This is a genomic window from Micromonospora sp. C41 (assembly GCF_018070485.1).
Taxonomy (GTDB): domain Bacteria; phylum Actinomycetota; class Actinomycetes; order Mycobacteriales; family Micromonosporaceae; genus Micromonospora; species Micromonospora chalcea.
In genome coordinates, this window is record NZ_JAGPXP010000046.1 from 17,275 (window position 1) to 34,009 (window position 16,735).

The 16,735-nt window shown below is 73.2% G+C and carries 19 protein-coding genes; 10 read left to right on the plus strand and 9 right to left on the minus strand.

Annotation, left to right across the window (positions count from 1 at the left end):
* Positions 1 to 19 precede the first annotated feature (19 nt).
* Positions 20 to 2,095, plus strand: coding sequence for a phosphate acetyltransferase (pta, locus tag KBX43_RS29465; RefSeq protein ID WP_140946433.1), 2,076 nt, complete (start codon positions 20 to 22; stop codon positions 2,093 to 2,095).
* Positions 2,092 to 3,204, plus strand: coding sequence for an acetate/propionate family kinase (locus KBX43_RS29470; protein WP_113974696.1), 1,113 nt, complete (start codon positions 2,092 to 2,094; stop codon positions 3,202 to 3,204). Before pta ends, KBX43_RS29470 begins: the two co-directional genes overlap by 4 nt.
* A gap of 144 nt (positions 3,205 to 3,348) precedes the next feature.
* On the opposite strand, the gene KBX43_RS29475 is transcribed toward KBX43_RS29470, so the two are convergent.
* A complete protein-coding gene (locus tag KBX43_RS29475; protein ID WP_166457193.1) occupies positions 3,349 to 3,522 on the minus strand; it encodes a hypothetical protein in 174 nt (57 codons plus the stop codon).
* A gap of 181 nt (positions 3,523 to 3,703) precedes the next feature.
* Between KBX43_RS29475 and KBX43_RS29480 the strand changes: the two genes are divergently transcribed.
* The 3 genes from KBX43_RS29480 (at position 3,704) to KBX43_RS29490 (ending at position 6,431) form a co-directional block, all read left to right on the plus strand.
* On the plus strand, positions 3,704 to 4,777 hold the full coding sequence (locus tag KBX43_RS29480) for a hydrolase (RefSeq protein ID WP_069087361.1): 1,074 nt from the start codon (positions 3,704 to 3,706) through the stop codon (positions 4,775 to 4,777).
* 113 nt (positions 4,778 to 4,890) lie between these two features.
* Positions 4,891 to 5,424, plus strand: a complete 534-nt coding sequence (locus KBX43_RS29485; protein ID WP_210888391.1) for a nucleotidyltransferase domain-containing protein — start codon at positions 4,891 to 4,893, stop codon at positions 5,422 to 5,424.
* 41 nt (positions 5,425 to 5,465) lie between these two features.
* Complete coding sequence (locus tag KBX43_RS29490) at positions 5,466 to 6,431, plus strand: chlorophyllase (protein WP_064447876.1); 966 nt, start codon at positions 5,466 to 5,468, stop codon at positions 6,429 to 6,431.
* Positions 6,432 to 6,546: 115 nt separating this feature from the next.
* Here the strand turns inward: KBX43_RS29490 and KBX43_RS29495 are convergent, their stop codons facing one another.
* The 3 genes from KBX43_RS29495 to KBX43_RS29505 form a co-directional block, all read right to left on the minus strand.
* A complete protein-coding gene (locus KBX43_RS29495; RefSeq protein WP_030503225.1) occupies positions 6,547 to 7,500 on the minus strand; it encodes a zinc-binding dehydrogenase in 954 nt (317 codons plus the stop codon).
* Positions 7,501 to 7,585: 85 nt separating this feature from the next.
* Positions 7,586 to 8,761, minus strand: a complete 1,176-nt coding sequence (locus KBX43_RS29500; RefSeq protein WP_043328531.1) for an NADP-dependent malic enzyme — start codon at positions 8,759 to 8,761, stop codon at positions 7,586 to 7,588.
* 157 nt (positions 8,762 to 8,918) lie between these two features.
* Entirely contained in the window at positions 8,919 to 9,257 is a 339-nt protein-coding gene (locus tag KBX43_RS29505; RefSeq protein ID WP_043328529.1) for a S24 family peptidase, read from the minus strand.
* Positions 9,258 to 9,335: 78 nt separating this feature from the next.
* Between KBX43_RS29505 and sodN the strand changes: the two genes are divergently transcribed.
* Genes sodN through KBX43_RS29520 form a run of 3 tightly spaced genes read left to right on the plus strand, consistent with a single transcriptional unit; the run spans position 9,336 to position 10,698 of the window.
* Positions 9,336 to 9,740, plus strand: coding sequence for a superoxide dismutase, Ni (gene sodN / locus KBX43_RS29510; protein ID WP_043328527.1), 405 nt, complete (start codon positions 9,336 to 9,338; stop codon positions 9,738 to 9,740).
* Positions 9,737 to 10,261 carry a GNAT family N-acetyltransferase gene (locus tag KBX43_RS29515; protein WP_210888394.1) on the plus strand — a complete coding sequence of 175 codons (525 nt, stop codon included), beginning with the start codon at positions 9,737 to 9,739 and terminating at the stop codon, positions 10,259 to 10,261. The genes sodN and KBX43_RS29515 overlap by 4 nt, the downstream gene beginning before the upstream one ends.
* Positions 10,262 to 10,293: 32 nt before the next feature.
* Positions 10,294 to 10,698 carry an ATP-binding protein gene (locus KBX43_RS29520; RefSeq protein ID WP_166457197.1) on the plus strand — a complete coding sequence of 135 codons (405 nt, stop codon included), beginning with the start codon at positions 10,294 to 10,296 and terminating at the stop codon, positions 10,696 to 10,698.
* A 37-nt stretch (positions 10,699 to 10,735) separates the two neighbouring features.
* On the opposite strand, the gene KBX43_RS29525 is transcribed toward KBX43_RS29520, so the two are convergent.
* The gene (locus tag KBX43_RS29525; RefSeq protein WP_064447880.1) at positions 10,736 to 11,137 is read right to left on the minus strand and encodes a hypothetical protein; all 402 of its coding nucleotides are present in this window, start codon (positions 11,135 to 11,137) and stop codon (positions 10,736 to 10,738) included.
* Positions 11,138 to 11,180: 43 nt separating this feature from the next.
* Between KBX43_RS29525 and KBX43_RS29530 the strand changes: the two genes are divergently transcribed.
* Entirely contained in the window at positions 11,181 to 12,131 is a 951-nt protein-coding gene (locus tag KBX43_RS29530; protein WP_030503232.1) for a diacylglycerol kinase family protein, read from the plus strand.
* 448 nt (positions 12,132 to 12,579) lie between these two features.
* Positions 12,580 to 12,837 carry a WhiB family transcriptional regulator gene (locus tag KBX43_RS29535; protein ID WP_013288358.1) on the plus strand — a complete coding sequence of 86 codons (258 nt, stop codon included), beginning with the start codon at positions 12,580 to 12,582 and terminating at the stop codon, positions 12,835 to 12,837.
* Positions 12,838 to 12,900: 63 nt separating this feature from the next.
* Here KBX43_RS29535 and KBX43_RS29540 read toward each other — a convergent pair whose 3' ends face one another.
* The 4 genes from KBX43_RS29540 to KBX43_RS29555 are packed head-to-tail and all read right to left on the minus strand — an operon-like array spanning position 12,901 to position 16,242.
* Entirely contained in the window at positions 12,901 to 13,650 is a 750-nt protein-coding gene (locus KBX43_RS29540) for a sirohydrochlorin chelatase (protein ID WP_199496149.1), read from the minus strand.
* Complete coding sequence (locus KBX43_RS29545; protein WP_043328516.1) at positions 13,632 to 14,381, minus strand: phosphoadenylyl-sulfate reductase; 750 nt, start codon at positions 14,379 to 14,381, stop codon at positions 13,632 to 13,634. The genes KBX43_RS29540 and KBX43_RS29545 overlap by 19 nt, the downstream gene beginning before the upstream one ends.
* Complete coding sequence (locus tag KBX43_RS29550) at positions 14,378 to 14,536, minus strand: hypothetical protein (RefSeq protein WP_013288361.1); 159 nt, start codon at positions 14,534 to 14,536, stop codon at positions 14,378 to 14,380. Before KBX43_RS29550 ends, KBX43_RS29545 begins: the two co-directional genes overlap by 4 nt.
* On the minus strand, positions 14,533 to 16,242 hold the full coding sequence (locus KBX43_RS29555) for a nitrite/sulfite reductase (RefSeq protein WP_043330952.1): 1,710 nt from the start codon (positions 16,240 to 16,242) through the stop codon (positions 14,533 to 14,535). The genes KBX43_RS29550 and KBX43_RS29555 overlap by 4 nt, the downstream gene beginning before the upstream one ends.
* Positions 16,243 to 16,735 lie beyond the last annotated feature (493 nt).

Sequence of the window (16,735 nt, forward strand, 5' to 3'; positions counted from 1 at the left end):
CCGACCTCGATCTTGTAGGTTGGGTGCCGTGGCGCGCAGCGTGTACCTGACCGGCGTTGGCTCGGGCGGGGGAAAATCGACAGTGGCGCTCGGGCTGGCCGAGCTGTTGTCCCGCCAGGTGGAACGAATCGGCGCGTTCCGGCCGCTCGTCACCGGCGACGGCACCGACCCGATCCTGGCCCTGCTCACCGAGCGCTACCGGATGGATCTGCCGGTCGACGAGCTGTACGGCGCCACGTACGCCGAAGCGAGCGCGCTCGTCGCGGACGGCCGCCGGGAGGAGCTGATCTCCCGGATCGTCACCCGCTACCGGGAGGTCGAACGCCGCTGCCCGGCGATAGTGGTGGTCGGCAGCGACTTCGCCTACGGCGACGGCACCGGCCCGCGTGAGCTGGCCTTCAACGCCCGGCTCGCGACCGAGTTCAGCAGCGTCGTGGTCCCGGTGGTCGACGGTTTCGGGCAGACGCCCGAGACGATCGCGGCGGCGCTGCGCGGCGCGTACCACGATCTGGTCGACCTCGGCGCGACGGTGATCGCGGCGCTGGCCAACCGCGTGCCGGAGCCGATGACGCTGCCCGAGCTGCCGGTGCCCGCGTACGCGATCCCGGAGGTGCCGACCGTGTCGGCGCCGACGGTGGCCGAGGTCGCCGCGGCGCTGCGCGGCACCGTGCTCACCGGCGACGAGACCGCGCTCGACCGTGACGTGCTCGACTACGTGGTCGGCGCGGCGCACGTGCCGACGCTGCTGGACCACCTCACCGACGGGGCGCTGGTGATCACCCCGGGCGACCGCGCCGACCTGCTGGTGGCCGCCGGGGCCGCGCACGTCGCCGGGCAGGTGTCGCTGGCCGGGCTGGTGCTCACGCTCGGCGAACAGCCCGACCCGCGGGCCATGCGCCTGGTCGAGCGGATGAACACCGGGCTCCCGGTGCTGTCGGTACCCAGCGACAGCTACGACACGGTGTCCGCGTCCAGCCGGATCGAGGGCCGCCCCAGCACCGCCAACCCGCGCAAGGTCGAGGCAGCGCTCGGCGCGTTCGAACGCTGCGTGGACACCGACGACCTGGCCCGCCGGCTGCGGGTCAGCCGGTCCGCGCGGGTCACCCCGCTGATGTTCGAGAACGACCTGATCGACAGGGCCCGCGCCCAGCGCCGCCGGCTCGTGCTCCCCGAGGGCGCCGACGAACGGATCCTGCGCGCGACCGAGGTGCTGCTGCGCCGGAGCGTCGCCGAGATCACGCTGCTCGGCCGCCCGGACGAGATCGCCCGCCGCACCCGGGAACTGGGCGTGGACCTCGGCGACGCGCAGGTGGTCGACCCGGCGACCAGCCCGTGGCGGGACGAGTTCGCGCAGGCGTACGCGCAGTTGCGCGCCCACCGCGGCGTCACCGTGGAACTGGCGCACGACATCGTGGCGCAGCCCAACTACTTCGGCACGATGATGGTGCAGACCGGCCACGCCGACGGCATGGTGTCCGGCGCCACCCACACCACAGCCGCCACCATCCGGCCCGCGTTCGAGATCATCCGGACCGTGCCGGGCGTCTCGGTCGCCTCCAGCGTCTTCTTCATGCTGCTCGCCGACCGGGTGCTCGTCTACGGCGACTGCGCGGTCAACCCCGACCCGGACGCCGACCAGCTCGCCGACATCGCCATCTCGTCGGCCGACACCGCGGCCCGGTTCGGCATCGAGCCGCGGGTGGCGATGCTGTCCTACTCCACCGGCAGCTCCGGCGCGGGCGCCGACGTGGAGAAGGTCGCGGCGGCCACCAAGCTGGTCCGGGAACGCCGGCCTGACCTGCTGGTCGAGGGCCCGATCCAGTACGACGCGGCGATCGACCCGCAGGTGGCGGCCACCAAGCTGCCGGACAGCCCGGTCGCCGGGCGCGCCACGGTGTTCATCTTCCCGGACCTGAACACCGGCAACAACACGTACAAGGCGGTGCAGCGGTCGGCCGGCGCGGTGGCGGTCGGGCCGGTCATGCAGGGCCTGCGGCGGCCGGTAAACGACCTGTCCCGCGGCGCCACCGTGCCGGACATCGTCAACACGGTGGCGATCACCGCCATCCAGGCCGCCGCGGAGGCGTCGGAATGAGCCGCATCCTGGTCCTCAACAGCGGGTCCTCGTCGGTCAAGTACCGGCTGTACGACGGCGACGACGTCCTGGACAAGGGCACCGTCGAACGGATCGGCGAACCCGGCGGCGGGCCGGCCGACCACGAGAGCGCGGTCCGGGAGATCATCGGTCGGCTCGACCTGACCGGGCTGGCCGGCGTCGGCCACCGGGTGGTGCACGGCGGGCGGAAGTTCAGCGAGCCGGTACGCATCGACGACGCGGTGGTCGCCGCCATCGAGGACCTGGTGCCGCTGGCCCCGCTGCACAACCCGGCCAACCTGGCCGGCATCCGCGTCGCGCTGGAGGCGCTGCCGGACGTCCCGCAGGTGGCCGTCTTCGACACCGCGTTCCACCACACGCTGCCCGAGGCCGCCGCCACGTACGCGATCGACAAGGCCACCGCCGAGCGGTACGGCGTCCGCCGGTACGGCTTCCACGGCACCTCGCACGCGTACGTCTCGCGGCGCACGGCGGACCTGCTCGACCGCCCGTACGACCAGCTCAACACCATCACGCTGCACCTGGGCAACGGGGCGAGCGCCTGTGCCGTCCAGGGTGGCCGCAGCGTGGCCACCTCGATGGGCATGTCACCGCTGGAAGGCCTGGTGATGGGCACCCGCAGCGGCGACCTCGACCCGACAGTCATCTTCCACCTGCGCCGCGAGGGCGGCATGGGCGTCGACGACATCGACGACCTGCTCAACCACCGCAGCGGCCTGCTCGGGCTGACCGGCGCCAACGACATGCGTGAGGTGCTGGCCCGGCGTGCCGCCGGTGACCCGGACGCGACACTGGCCTTCGACGTCTACTGCCGGCGCATCACCGGCTACGTCGGCGCGTACTACGCGCTGCTCGGCCGGGTCGACGCGATCGCGTTCACCGCCGGGGTGGGCGAGCACGCCGCGCCGGTGCGTTCCGCATCGCTGGCCGGGCTGGAGCGGCTCGGCATCGCCGTCGACCCGGCGCGCAACGACGGCCACGGCGACCGGATCGTCTCGCCGGACGGCGCGGAGGTGGCGGTGCTCGTGGTCGGCACCGACGAGGAGCGGGAGATCGCCCGCGAGACCCGCGAGGTGCTGGGCGTCTGACCGCGTTCGGGGCGACGGTGCCGCTACCTCGGCGGGGTGGCGTGACCCGGTGCGCCCGATGTCGCCACCTCGGCGAGGTGGCGTGACCCCAGCGCTTCCAAACCCGACCCTGCCGCTGCCGGCGACCGGCGCGCGGCGGCCGGGTCAGCCCAGGGCGATCCAGGCGACCAGCGCGACCACCACGACGACGGCGACAGCCACACCGGCGATCAGCGGCACCCGGGACGGCGCCGACGCCGACGCGGCCGGCTCGGGCGAATCGACGAACGCGCGGAACTGCGCTGTGTTGCCACTCGGGTCGGTGTAGTTCTCAGCCATGCGGGTGACCCTAGCGAAACCGGCCGGACCAGGCCGCCCCGCCAGGCCGGAGCTCGACATCCGGCTCACCCGGCCCGCGCAAACCCGCCCGGCCGGTGGAGGCGTCGCCCGGCCGGGTGGTGACGGCAGCCGATCCGGACGGCGGGCGCGGACCGACCACTCGGCTGCCTACCGTGCAGGTGTGAGGGGGCAGCGGCTGGTGGCCGCGCTGATGACGGCGCTGCTGGCCGGCTGCGGCCAGGCCGTCGCCACCACCGATCCCGTACCGGCCGGTGTCCGGCCCGCGCCCGATCGCCAGTACGCGGTGGGGATGCGCCAGTTCACGCTCGATCCGGAGGGCACGCGACCGCTGCCGGTCACCGTCTGGTACCCGGCCGACCTGCCCACGCAGGCGACCCCGTCCACTTCCGCAGGTCCCGCCGCACCGGCCCACACCACCGCGCTACCCGGCTCCGCCCCCGCACGTGACGCCGCCCTCTCGCCGGGCCCCGCCGCCACCTCGACCGGCCCCGCCGCCGGGCCGTCCGGCACCGGCACGCTGGACGGGCCACGGGTGCGGCCGGGCGCGCCGTTCGCGGCGGGCCGGTTCCCGGTGGTCCTCTACAGCCACGGGCTGCGCAGCCTGCCCGCGCTGCACGCCGCCCTGACCAGCCGCTGGGCGGCCGCCGGGTTCGTGGTGGTAGCGCCCACCTACCCGCGTACGAGCCTGCGCGCCCGCAGCTACACCCGCGACGACGTACGCAACCAGCCGGCCGACGCCTGGCGGTTGGTCCGTCACCTGGTCCGCCTGGGCACCCGCCCCGGTGACCCGCTCGGCGCGCACCTGGCCGTGGACCGGTTCGCCGCCGCCGGGCACTCGGCCGGTGGTCACACCAGCCTCGGAATGTTCGCCTCCGGGCAACCGACCCCGCTACGGGCCGGGATCGTGATCGCCGGTGGCCGGATGGTCGCCGGCTTCTCCCGTCCGCTCGCGCCGATGCTGTTCGTGCACGGGAGCGCCGACCGGATCGTGCCGGAGTCGATCGGCCGGGCCGCGTACGCCCGCTGCCTCGGACCGGCCGCCTTCCTGAGCCTGCGCGGTCAGGGCCACGGCGAGTATCTGACGCCGGGCCGGGCCGGTTTCCCCCAGGTGCTCGCCACCACCACCGACTTCCTGCGCTGGACGCTCTACGCCGACCGGGCGGCGCTGCGCCGCCTCCCCGCCGACGCGACAGCCCCCGGCACAACTTTCACGACCCACTCCCTCCCCACGTGACCGCACCCGGCCCAGCGCCGTTGATCATGAGGTTGACGGCGACAAACCGGACAGCAGATGCCGCCAACCTCATGATCGACGCGAGCCGGGGCAGGGGTGGGTAGGGTGCGGGCGTGGACGGGCTGGAAGGGCGGCAACTGGGCGCCATCCGTGAGGTCGTCGAGGTGGCCGGAGCGGCCGGGATCGACGTCTGGCTGCGCGGCGGCTGGGCGATGGACTTCCACCTCGGAACGGTGAGCCGCCCCCACGTCGATGTCGACTGGTACTGCTGGCGGCGGGACGCCGACCTGCTGGCCGACCGGCTCGGCGCGCTCAGCTGGCGGCCCGACCCCCGAATGCCGGCAACGCTCCAGCTCGACCTGGTCCGGGACGACGTCGAGCTGAGCTTCGCGTACCTCGACCGGGACACGGCGGGCCGGGTCGTCGTGGGCGCCGGACCGTGGGCGGGCACCGTCCTGCCCGAGGGCATGCTGAGCGCCCCACCCGGCCGGATCGGTCCGCTCGCGGCGCCGGTGATCAGCGTCGCCGCGCAGATCGAGTTCAAGGAGATGTTCCCGGTCTGGATGCCGGAGCGGCCCCGCCGTGCCAAGGACGCCGCCGACCTGGCCCGGCTCCGCGCATCGGCGTGCGACCACCCGACCGGCTGACCGGGCGGGGTCACAGGCGATCGCGAGGCACAATTCAGTTCATGCGCCGTCGTCCCGTCGCCCTGCTCACCGCCGCCGTCCTCGGCGCCGCCCTCGCCGGCTGCTCGGAGCAGCCCGCCGCCCCGGCCGGGCGGCCCGCTCCGGACACCGCACCGACAAGCGTCACACCGACCCCGCGCGTACCCGCCGGCAAGGCGCCCACGGAGAGCTTCGCGGTCGGCGTACGCCAGGTGAAGCTCAACCGGGACGGCAACCGGCCGTTGCCGGTGACGCTCTGGTACCCGGCGGCGGGCGCGGCCGGTGGCGCGGTCGAGCGCTCCGCCCCGGCGGCGGCCGGGCGGTTCCCGGTGGTGCTGTTCAGCCACGGGCTGACCGCCCGGCCGGAGGACTACCAGGTGCTGCTCACGCGCTGGGCGGCGGCCGGTTTCGTGGTCGCCGCGCCACGTTTCCCGCACACCTCTCGGGGCACCGACGGCAACGCGCTGGACGTGCTGAACCAGCCGGCCGACGTGTCGTACGTGCTGACCCGGGTGCTCGCGCTCGGCGAGAAGGCGGGCGATCCGCTGCGTGGCCGGCTGGACCCGGAGCGGGTGGCCGCGACCGGGCACAGCGCCGGTGGCGTGACCACTATCGGCCTGTTCACCGCGGGCCGGGACGCGCGGCTGGACGCGGGCATCGTCTTCGCCGGCACCGCCCTCGGCGTGGGCACCGCGTTCGCCGGCACCGTCGCGCCGCAGTTGTACGTGCACGGTGAGGCCGACGAGGTGGTGTCGTACGCCGCGGGCAAGGCCGTCTTCGACGCGGTGCCGTGGCCGAAGGCGATGCTCAGCCTGCCGAAGGGCGACCACGGCCGGGCGCTGCTCGGCGACGGCAAGGCGCTGGGCGTGGTCGCGGACACCACGATCGAGTTCCTCCGCTGGACGCTCTACGGCGACCCGGCGGCGAAGGAGCGCCTCCCCGCCGCCGCGGCCCGAGGCGGCGTGGCCACGCTCGACGACCGGCTGTAAGGAAGGGCCCCTTATTAACGCCTCCGGTAGAGAAGGGGCCCCTTCTTAACACGCCGCGCCGCGCGCCGCCAGCGCCGAGCGCCGCCAGCGCCGAGCACCATCCGCGCCGCGCGCCTCAGGCGGTGTGGTCGACGACCACCTTGCCGAAGACGTCGCCGGACTGCAGCCGGGCGAACGCCTCGGTGATCTCGCTGAACGGCACCACCCGGTCGACCACCGGCCGCACCTCGTGCTCGGCGCAGAACGCGAGCAGCTCGGTCAGCTCGTCGGGGGTGCCCATCGAGGTGCCGAGGATCTCCAGCTGCATGGCGAAGACCCGGCGCAGGTTGACCTTCGGCTCGTGGCCGGAGGTGGCGCCGGAGACCACGATCCGGGCCATCGGCGCGGCCGACTTCAGCGAGTGGTCGAACGTGGCCGCGCCGACCGTCTCGATCACCACGTCGACCCGTTCCGGCAGCCGCGCGCCGGGCTCCAGCGCGGTCGCGCCCAGCTCGGCGATCCGCTCCCGCTTGGCGGCGTCGCGGCTGGTCGCGTACACCCGCTTGCCGAGCGCGACGCCGAGCGCGACAGCCGCGGTGGCCACGCCACCGCCGGCGCCCTGGACCAGCACCGACTCGCCGTCGGCGACCCGGCCCTTGGTGGTCAGCATCCGCCAGGCGGTGAGCCAGGCCGTGGGCAGGCACGCCGCGTCGGTGGCCGACAGGCCGTCGGGCAGCGGCAGGAGGTTCATCCGGGGTACGGCGACCAGCTCGGCGAACGTGCCCTGGTAGTGCTCGGAGAGGATGGAGACCCCGCGCGGGTCGCCCGGGGTGGGCACCACCGGGTAGATGACGACCTCGTTGCCGTCCGGGTCGGTGCCGACCGCGTCGCAGCCGAGGATCATCGGGAGCTGGTCGGCGGTCAGGCCCACGCCACGCAGCGACCAGAGGTCGTGGTGGTTGAGCGAGCTGGCCCGGACCCGCACGGTGACCCAGTCGTCCTGCGGGTGGGTCGGCTCGGGACGGTCGCCGACGGCGAGCGCGGCAAGCGGGTTGTCGGTGTCGAAGGCCGAGGCGAAGGCAGCACGCATGATCGGCACGGTAACAAGCTGAGCAGCAGTTAAGAAGGGGCCCTTCCTCTACCGGAGGCGTTAAGAAGGGCCCCTTCCTTACATCTCAGCGGCGGGCGACGCCGTCGCGGCGGGCGGCTTCGGCGACCGCCTCGGCCACCGCCGGCGCGACCCGGGGGTCCAGCGGCGAGGGCACGATCGCGTCGGCGGTGAGCGACTCGGCCACCACGTTCGCGATGGCGTCGGCGGCGGCCACCTTCATCGAGTCGGTGATCCGGGTGGCACCGGCGTCCAGCGCGCCCCGGAACACGCCGGGGAACGCGAGCACGTTGTTGATCTGGTTCGGGTAGTCGCTGCGCCCGGTGGCGACCACTGCCACGTGCCGGGCGGCCACCTCGGGGTGCACCTCCGGGGTGGGGTTGGCCAGCGCGAACACGATGCCGCCGGGCGCCATGCCGGCCACCGCCGCCTCGGGGATCTGGCCGCCGGAGACGCCGATGAGCACGTCCGCGCCGCGCAGCGCCTCGGTGATGTCGCCCTGGCGGCCCTCGGCGTTTGTGAGTTCGGCCAGCTCGGCCTTGGTGCCGGTCAGCTCGCGGTGCCGACCGATGATGCCGCGCGAGTCGCACACCACCACCCCGGCCGGGTCGACGCCGCCGGCGATCAGCATCTTGGTCACCGCGACACCGGCCGCGCCCGCGCCGCTGACGGCCACCCGCAGGTCGCCGAGCTTGCGGTTGAGCAGCGTGGCGGCGTTGCGCAGCGCGGCGAGCACCACGATCGCGGTGCCGTGCTGGTCGTCGTGGAAGACCGGGATGTCCAGCGCCTCGTCGAGCCGCCGCTCCACCTCGAAGCAGCGCGGCGCGCTGATGTCCTCCAGGTTGATCCCGCCGAACGAGGGCGCGAGCGCCTTGACCGTCGCCACGATCTCGTCCACGTCCTGCGTGTCCAGGCAGACCGGCACCGCGTCGACGCCCGCGAACTGCTTGAACAGCACCGCCTTGCCCTCCATCACGGGCAGCGCGGCGCGCGGGCCGATGTTGCCCAGACCGAGTACGGCGGAGCCGTCGGTGACGACCGCGACGGTGTGCGACACCCAGGTGTAGGTGTCGGCGAGCGCGGGGTCGGCGGCGATCGCCTCGCACACCCGGGCAACCCCCGGGGTGTACGCGAGGGAGAGGTCCTCGCGGCTGGTCAGCGGGACGGTGGAGGCGACTGCCATCTTGCCGCCGACGTGCAGGCGGAAGACGGGATCGGCGGGGTCCGGGGTGGACGAAGACATGGTGACTCCAGGATCTGTCGAGCAGACGGACCGGCCGGCGTGGTCAGCGGTGGTCAGCGACCGGCGGCGCGGCGGTGCGGGGGTCACCCGGGCACTTTCCGAGCATAGTCACGCTTCGGCAGCCAGTATGTGAGCGGGGTCATATCCGCTCCGGTCGTTACCGGCCCCTGACCAGTCCCGGACGCGGCCACCAGCGGGCCACCACCCGGCCGCGGACGTCGGCCACCCCGTACGCGCGGGAGTCGTCGGCGACGAACTCGTTGTCGCCGCGCAACCACCAGCCGCCGTCGCGCGGTTCCACCGCCCGCTTGACGACGAGCAGGTCGGGACGGCTGCGGAAGACCGCGACGACCACGTCACCGGGGCGCACCGCCCGGCCGCCGGTGCGGACCAGCACCGCGTCGCCGTGCCGCAGCGTGGGGGACATGGAGGGGCCGGTCACCAGCACCGGCGTCAGCGGGCCGCGCAGCGCCGGAGGTTCGCCGGTGGGCGCCATGTCACCTCCCAGCCCCCGAGGGCGTCTCCAGGAGTAATGTCGTCTTGGATCATCGCAAACAACCCATGGAGGACCCTGATGCGCCTTCCCCGCATCCTCACGCCCCGGGTGACGGCCAGCGCTCACTGCGACCTGCCCTGCGGCGTATACGACCCGGCCCAGGCCCGGATCGAGGCCGAGTCGGTCAAAATGATCTGTGAGAAGTACCAGGCCAACACCGACCCGGAGTTCCGCACCCGCGCCATCCTGATCAAGGAGCAGCGGGCGGAGCTGGTCAAGCACCACCTGTGGGTGCTCTGGACCGACTACTTCAAGCCGCCGCACTTCGAGAAGTACCCGCACCTGCACCAGCTGTTCAACGAGGCCACCAAGCTGGCCGGCGCGGCCGGCGCCAAGGGCGCGACCGACCCGGCCAAGGCGGACGAGCTGCTGGCGAAGATCGACGAGATCTCGAAGATCTTCTGGGAGACCAAGCAGGCGTGACGTCGCCCGACGGCACTCCGACGATCCGGCCGGTACGTCCCGGGGACGTACCGGCCGTCGTCGCCATGGTGCACGAACTCGCCGAGTACGAGCGCGCCCCGGAGCAGTGCCACCTCACCGCCGAGCAGCTGGAGGCGGCCCTGTTCGGGTCGGCGCCGGCGCTCTTCGGTCACGTGGCCGTCGACGCGGCGGACCAGCCGGTCGGCTTCGCGCTCTGGTTCCTCAACTTCTCCACCTGGGCCGGCGTCCACGGCATCTACCTGGAGGACCTGTACGTCCGCCCGGCCGCCCGGGGCACCAGCGCGGGCCGGATGCTGCTGGCCACCCTCGCCGCGATCTGCGTCGAGCGCGGCTACCAGCGGCTGGAGTGGTGGATGATCAACTGGAACCCGGCAGCCCGCTTCTACGCCGCGATCGGCGCCACGCCGATGGACGAGTGGACCCCGTACCGCCTGGCCGGACCCGCGTTGCGCGAGCTCGCCACGCACGCGACGGCCGCGCCCACGCGGTCGGCCCCCTGACCGGGTAGAGTCCCGCACCGGGGGGAGGAGCCGTGACTCAACTGACCGGGCACCCGACGACTGACGACGACGTCGTCCACCTCACCGTGCCCGCCGACGGTGGTTACCTCGGCGTGCTCCGCACCGCCACGGCCGGCCTCGCGGCCCGGCTGCAGTTCGCCCTCGACGAGATCGAGGACCTGCGCATCGCCGTCGACGAGGCGTGCGCCATGCTGCTCGCCATCGCCACCCGCGACGCCGAGCTGGAGTGCCGGTTCGCGGTCACCGAGGACGCGCTCACCGTCGAGGTCACGGTGCCGACGGTCCGGGGCGCGACGCTGCCGTCGGAGTCGTCGTTCGCCTGGAAGGTGCTCACCGCGCTGACCACCGGGGCCAACGCCCACGCGACCGACGGCCGGGCCACCATCTCGCTGCTGACCCGCCGCGCCGGCTTCTGACCGGGTCGGGGTCACCGCTCCGGCGGCCGTCCGGCGCTCAGCGGGCCGGGTCGCCGAAGCCGAGCGCACGGTTGGTCGGGCCGCTCACCAGCAACCCGACCATGCCGATGCCGAACGCCATGAGCGGCAGCCCGAGCCAGCCCATCCCTCCCTCGATCATGAACCAGCCGACCGGCAGCAGCATGAGCTGAAGCACGATCGCGGGCGCGCGTGCGCCGGCGCGACGGCGGGACAACGCGCCGCCGAGCGCCCAGAGCGCCACCGCGCCGCCGATCGCGAACGCGGTCACCCACAGCGCCGAGACCAGGTCTGTCGTCTCAGCGGTGAGGTCGGACCAGATGAGCCACACCGCGATCAGCCCGAGCGCCACCGCCTCCGCGCGTAGCAGGAGCACCGCGGCGCGCAGCGTGCCGGGGACCGGGTCGGAGTCGATCGTCACGGGCGCCACGATACCGGTGGGTAGTCGCGGTACAGTGCCGCCCATGCGGGCCGTCCTGGTGGTCAATCCGAAGGCCACCACCACCAGCGAGCGCAGCCGGGACGTGCTGGTCCGGGCGTTGCGCAGTGAAGTCGACCTGTCGGTGCGCTACACGCGCCGGCGGGGCCATGCCATGGACCTGGCCCGGGAGGCCGCCCAGGAGGGCGTCGACCTGGTGGTCACGCTCGGTGGCGACGGCACCGTCAACGAGGTGGTAAACGGCCTGATGGCGGCGGAGCCGCCGACGTTCCGGACCGGGCAGACCTCGGCCGAACGGCTGCCCGCGCTGGCCACCGTGCCCGGCGGCTCGACGAACGTCTTCGCCCGCGCGCTCGGGCTGCCCCGGGAATGGCCGGACGGCACCAGCATGATCCTGGAGGGACTGCGGCTGGGCCGGTCCCGCACGATCGGGCTGGGCCGGGCCGACGACCGCTACTTCACGTTCTGCGCCGGCTTCGGGCTGGACGCGGCGGTCATCCGCCGGGTGGAACAGTCCCGCAAGAAGGGGCGCGTCTCCACGCCGGCGCTCTACTTCCGGTCCACCGCGAGCCAGTACTTCGTCGGCTCGGACCGCCGCCACCCGTCGATCACGCTGGAGCGTCCGGGTGAGGCGCCGGACACGGAGCTGGCCACGGCGATCATCCAGAACACCGCGCCGTGGACGTACCTGGGCGACCGGGAGATCAACCCGAACCCGGAAGCCTCGTTCGATCTCGGGCTCGACGTGCTCGCGCTGCGGCGGCTGCGGGTGGCCAGCACGGCCCGTACGGCGGCGCAGTTCTTCTCCCGGAAGCCGGACCCGCACGGCAAGCAGGTGCTGCGCCTGCACGACCTGGCGGAGTTCACCCTGCGCTCGGAGCGCCCACTGCCGTTCCAGATGGACGGGGACTACCTCGGCGAGCGGGAGAAAGTCCGATTCACCTCCGTGCCGGCGGCACTGAGAGTAATCTGCTAGGTCTCGGGTACTCCAGTCGGCTGACGCGGATCCCCCCGCCGCGCGGGCGCGGTGGCCGCCACGCCGAGGAAGGGTGCCGGAAATGTCAGCAACGTCACGCAGACCGTACTACATTGATTATCGACTGTGGCACGCCGGGTAACCAGGACCCTGGTAAACCCGGACAAATGGGTGGTGAGCCCGCTCACTGTTCGGAGTTTTTCCGAGCGGCACCCTTGACATCGCTGTAGTTCGTGAAAGTATTCACAAGCGAACTCGTGTTGCCGGGACATTGCCTGGATATGCTCGTTCGGTTGAGCTGTTCCAGCAGGTCCAGGCACCCCACAGCCTGCTCACGCTGCGCCGAATTGATGGATGCTGACCGTCACCCTTCGGCAATGCGGACGCAAATAGGAATAGCAACGAAGCGTTTACTGGCCACCCACTAAGAATGAGGAGTGTTGCCGCCATGGACTGGCGCCACGATTCGGTCTGCCGCGACGAGGACCCGGAGCTGTTCTTCCCCATCGGGACGTCCGGCCCGGCCCTCCTTCAGGTGGAGCAGGCGAAGGCCGTCTGCCGGCGCTGCCCCGTGACCGACCAGTGCCTGCAGTGGGCGCTGGAGTCCGGTCAGGACGCCGGCGTCTGGGGCGGGATGAGCGAGGAGGAGCGCCGCGCGGTGAAGCGCCGCGGCGGTCTCCGGGTGCTGCGCGCTCACTCCGCCTGACCCGTACCACACGACAACGCCCCGGCCGGGATTCCGGCCGGGGCGTTGCGTTGTCCTCACCCGTCAGGCCGCAACCGTGTCAACGCGCCGCCGGACCAGATCCGCCAACTCCGGCAGGTCGTTCAGCGGCTCCGCCACCGCCACCGCGCCCGCCGACCGGGCCGCCGCGCGTACCCCGTCGTGGAACCGGCCCGGCGCCAGGAAGTAGGCCGCCACCGCGACCCGGCGGGCCCCCGCCGCGCGCAGTCGCGCCACCGCGCCGCCGACCTCCGGCGGCGCCGCCGAGGCGTACGACACGCGGCACGGCACGCCCAGCCCGGCGCCGAACGCCGCCGCGACCCGGCCCACCGAAGCACGAGCGGCCGGATCCCGGGTACCGGCCGCCGCCAGCACCACCGCGTCCAGCCCGCCCGGCTCGTCGCCGGTCGCCTCCGCCAGGCGGCGGCGCAGCCCGTCCAGCAACCCGCCGTCCACGCCGGAGCCGGCCGGGCCCAGCACGTCGGTCACCCGTACCTCGATCTCGGCGCCGGCCGCCGCGACCGCCGCCGGGATGTCGACCTTCCGGTGGTACGCGGCGGTCAGCAGCAGCGGCACCAGAACCGCCCGGGAGTGGCCGGCGGCGGCAAGCCCGCGCAGCACCTCGGCCGGGCCGGGATCGGTGTGGTCCAGCCAGCTCGGCAGCACCGCACGACCGGGCCAGGTGTCCGCCACGGCCCGGGCCAGCGCCCGGGTCGCCTCCGCCGCCCGAGGGTCACGGCTCCCGTGCGCCACCAGCACCACGGGTGGCCCGGCCCTCAGGTGTGCAGGCCGCACTCGGTCTTCTCGAACATCGCCCAGCGACCGGACCGCGGGTCCTCCCCCGCCTTCGTCCGCCGGGTGCACGGCCAGCAGCCGATCGAGCCGTAGCCGCGCGCGAACAGCTCGTTGACCGGGATGTCGTACCGGGCCACGTACGCGTCCACCTCCCGCTGCGTCCACGCCGCGATCGGGTTCACCTTGACCTTGCCGCGCCGCGCGTCGAAGCCCACCACCGGCGTGTTCGCCCGGGTCGGCGACTCGTCCCGGCGCAGTCCGGCGGCCCACGCGTCGTACCCGGACAGCGCCCGCTCCAGCGGCTCCACCTTGCGCAGCTGGCAGCAGTCGTCCGGGGACCTGTTGAACAGCCGCGGACCGTACTGGCCGTCCTGCTGGCCCACGGTCATCCGCGGCCGGATCGAGCGCACCCGCACCGGCATCCGGCGGGCCACCTCGTCACGCACCCGCAGCGTCTCCGGGAAGTGCAGCCCGGTGTCCAGGAACACCACGTCGACGCCGGGCGCGACCCGGGAGACCAGGTGCGCCACCACCCCGTCGGCCATCGAGCTGGTCACGCAGAACCGCTCGCCGAACGTCTCGGCCGCCCACCGGGCGATCTCGATCGCCGGCGCGTCCGCCAGCTCCCGGCCGGCCTCCTCGGCCAGCGCGCGCAACTCCTCCGGGTCCCGGCGGGCCGGCCCGGCCTCGCCGATCAGGCCGAGGCCGGCGGCGGAGACGAGGCCGCTCACCGGGTCACCGCCCGGCTCAGCAGACCGGTGAACTTGACCGCGAAGACCCGCGCGCAGGCGTGGCACTCCCAGGCGCCGTGTCCGGCCTCGTGCGGTCGCAGGTCCTCCTCCCCGCAGTACGGGCAGTAGAGAGGCGCAGATCGGGCATCGCTCATCGGAGCTCCTCCTCGTCGGCTCTGATCACCCAGTTGGCGAACGTCTCACCCTCGGTCCGGCCGGCCAGGTAGCGGCGGGCGAGCCGTTCCACGTACTCCGGAAGCTCCTCGGCGGTGGTCTTCAGGCCGCGCAGCTTGCGGCCGAAACCGGCGGTCTGGCCCTGGGCCATGCCGAGGCCGCCGCCAAGGTGCACCTGGAAACCCTCGACCTGCCGGCCGTCCGGGCCGACCACGAGCTGGCCCTTGAGCCCGATGTCCGCGACCTGGGTGCGGGCGCAGGCGTTCGGGCAGCCGTTGAGGTGGATGGAGATGTCCGCGTCGAAGTCGCGCAGCCGCTCCTCCAGGCGCGCGACCAGTTCCTCGCCGCGCCGCTTGGTCTCGACGATGGCGAGCTTGCAGAACTCGATGCCGGTGCAGGCCATCGTGCCGCGCCGCCACGCCGACGGCCGGGCCTCCAGGCCGATCCCGCGCAGCGCCGTGACCAGCTCCTCGGTCCGCTCCGGCGCCACGTCCAGCACCAGCAGCTTCTGGTACGGGGTGAGCCGCACCCGGCCGCTGCCGTGCGCCTCGACCACGTCGGCGAGCTGCGCCAGCTGGGTGCCGGAGACCCGGCCCACCACCGGGGCCGCGCCGACGTAGTTCGCGCCGTCACGCTGGGCGTGCACACCGATGTGGTCGACCGGCTTCGCCGGCAGTTCCGCGGCCGGGCCGTCCAGCAGCGTGCGGCCCAGGTACTCCTTCTCCAGCACCTCCCGGAACCGCTCCACGCCCCAGTCGGCGACCAGGAACTTCAGCCGGGCCCGGTTACGCAGCCGGCGGTAGCCGTAGTCGCGGAAGATGCCGACCACACCGGCCCACACGTCCGGCACCTCGTTCAGCGGCACCCAGACGCCGAGCCGCTTGGCGAGCATCGGGTTGGTGGAGAGCCCGCCGCCCACCCACACGTCGAAGCCGGGACCGTGCTCCGGGTGCTCCACGCCGAGGAACGCGATGTCGTTCGCCTCGTACGGGGTGTCGACCAGCCAGGAGATCGAGGTCTTGAACTTGCGGGGCAGGTTGGAGTACGCCTTGTCGCCGACGTACCGGCGGACGATCTCGTCGATCGCCGGAGTCGGGTCGAGCACCTCGTCCCGGGCCACCCCGGCGACCGGGCTGCCCAGCACGATCCGGGGGCAGTCGCCGCACGCCTCGGTGGTCTGCAGGCCGACCGCCTCCAGCCGGCGCCAGATCTCCGGCATGTCCTCGACCCGGATCCAGTGGTACTGGATGTTCTGCCGGTCGGTGATGTCGGCGGTGTCCCGGGCGAACTCGCGGGAGATGTCCGCGATCACGCGGAGCTGGGCCAGGTTGAGCTGGCCGCCGTCCACCCGGACGCGGAGCATGAAGAACTCGTCCTCCAGCTCGTGCGGCTCCAGGACTGCGGTACGCCCGCCGTCGATGCCGGCCTTGCGCTGGGTGTAGAGGCCCCACCAGCGGAACCGGCCGCGCAGGTCCTGCGGGTCGATCGAGGCGAAACCGCGATGGGCGTAGATGTTCTCGATCCGGTCCCGCACGTTCAGCGGGTCGTCGTCCTTCTTGATCCGCTCGTTGGGGTTGAGCGGCTCTTTGTGCCCGAGCGCCCACTGGCCCTCGCCGCGTGGCCGGCGGGGCGCACGGGCGGCGGGCGCCGGGGAGTCGGGACGGGTCGGGGTGCTGCTGACCGCCATCGCGGCGTCCTCCATTGCTTGCTGCGGTGCCTGCGAGCGCGGACGCGGCGGCCGGCCCGGGAGTGGGCCGTGGACGGCGATGTCGATGACGGCCGGCGCGAGTGCGCGCCCGAGACGGAAGGGTCGGGCGTCGTCAGTGGGCCGGACAGATCGCGCTGCGCACGCGGCCGTAATCGACGTGGCGGCGAGCCACGAAGCGGCGGACGACAGCGGCGGTCATGTGCCTCATGCTGCCACACCACGCCCGGCCGGACCACAGCTCCGCACTGTGATCCCACATCACGGGCCCCAACCGGGATCGACTCCCATCCCTGCCCCCGCCCTCCCTCCCCGCCCTCTCCCGTTGATCAAGGAGTTGACGTCCCCCAACCCGCCACATCAGGCCGCAATCTCCTTGGTCGACACCGCCGGTCCCCGTCCACCCCCGTCACCGCACCGTTGATCATGAAGTTGGCGGGGGCAAAAGGGACGGTGAGTGCCGTCAACCTCATGA

Bases quoted from the DNA above. Each gene is read 5' to 3' on its own strand.
- KBX43_RS29550 (WP_013288361.1), bottom strand. From the start codon at position 14,536: ATGAGCGATGCCCGATCTGCGCCTCTCTACTGCCCGTACTGCGGGGAG.
- KBX43_RS29475 (WP_166457193.1), bottom strand. From the start codon at position 3,522: ATGGCTGAGAACTACACCGACCCGAGTGGCAACACAGCGCAGTTCCGC.
- KBX43_RS29495 (WP_030503225.1), bottom strand. From the start codon at position 7,500: ATGCGTGCTGCCTTCGCCTCGGCCTTCGACACCGACAACCCGCTTGCC.
- KBX43_RS29505 (WP_043328529.1), bottom strand. From the start codon at position 9,257: ATGGCGCCCACCGGCGAACCTCCGGCGCTGCGCGGCCCGCTGACGCCG.
- KBX43_RS29530 (WP_030503232.1), top strand. From the start codon at position 11,181: ATGCGGGCCGTCCTGGTGGTCAATCCGAAGGCCACCACCACCAGCGAG.
- KBX43_RS29500 (WP_043328531.1), bottom strand. From the start codon at position 8,761: ATGTCTTCGTCCACCCCGGACCCCGCCGATCCCGTCTTCCGCCTGCAC.
- KBX43_RS29535 (WP_013288358.1), top strand. From the start codon at position 12,580: ATGGACTGGCGCCACGATTCGGTCTGCCGCGACGAGGACCCGGAGCTG.
- KBX43_RS29555 (WP_043330952.1), bottom strand. From the start codon at position 16,242: ATGGCGGTCAGCAGCACCCCGACCCGTCCCGACTCCCCGGCGCCCGCC.
- sodN (WP_043328527.1), top strand. From the start codon at position 9,336: ATGCGCCTTCCCCGCATCCTCACGCCCCGGGTGACGGCCAGCGCTCAC.
- KBX43_RS29490 (WP_064447876.1), top strand. From the start codon at position 5,466: ATGCGCCGTCGTCCCGTCGCCCTGCTCACCGCCGCCGTCCTCGGCGCC.
- KBX43_RS29470 (WP_113974696.1), top strand. From the start codon at position 2,092: ATGAGCCGCATCCTGGTCCTCAACAGCGGGTCCTCGTCGGTCAAGTAC.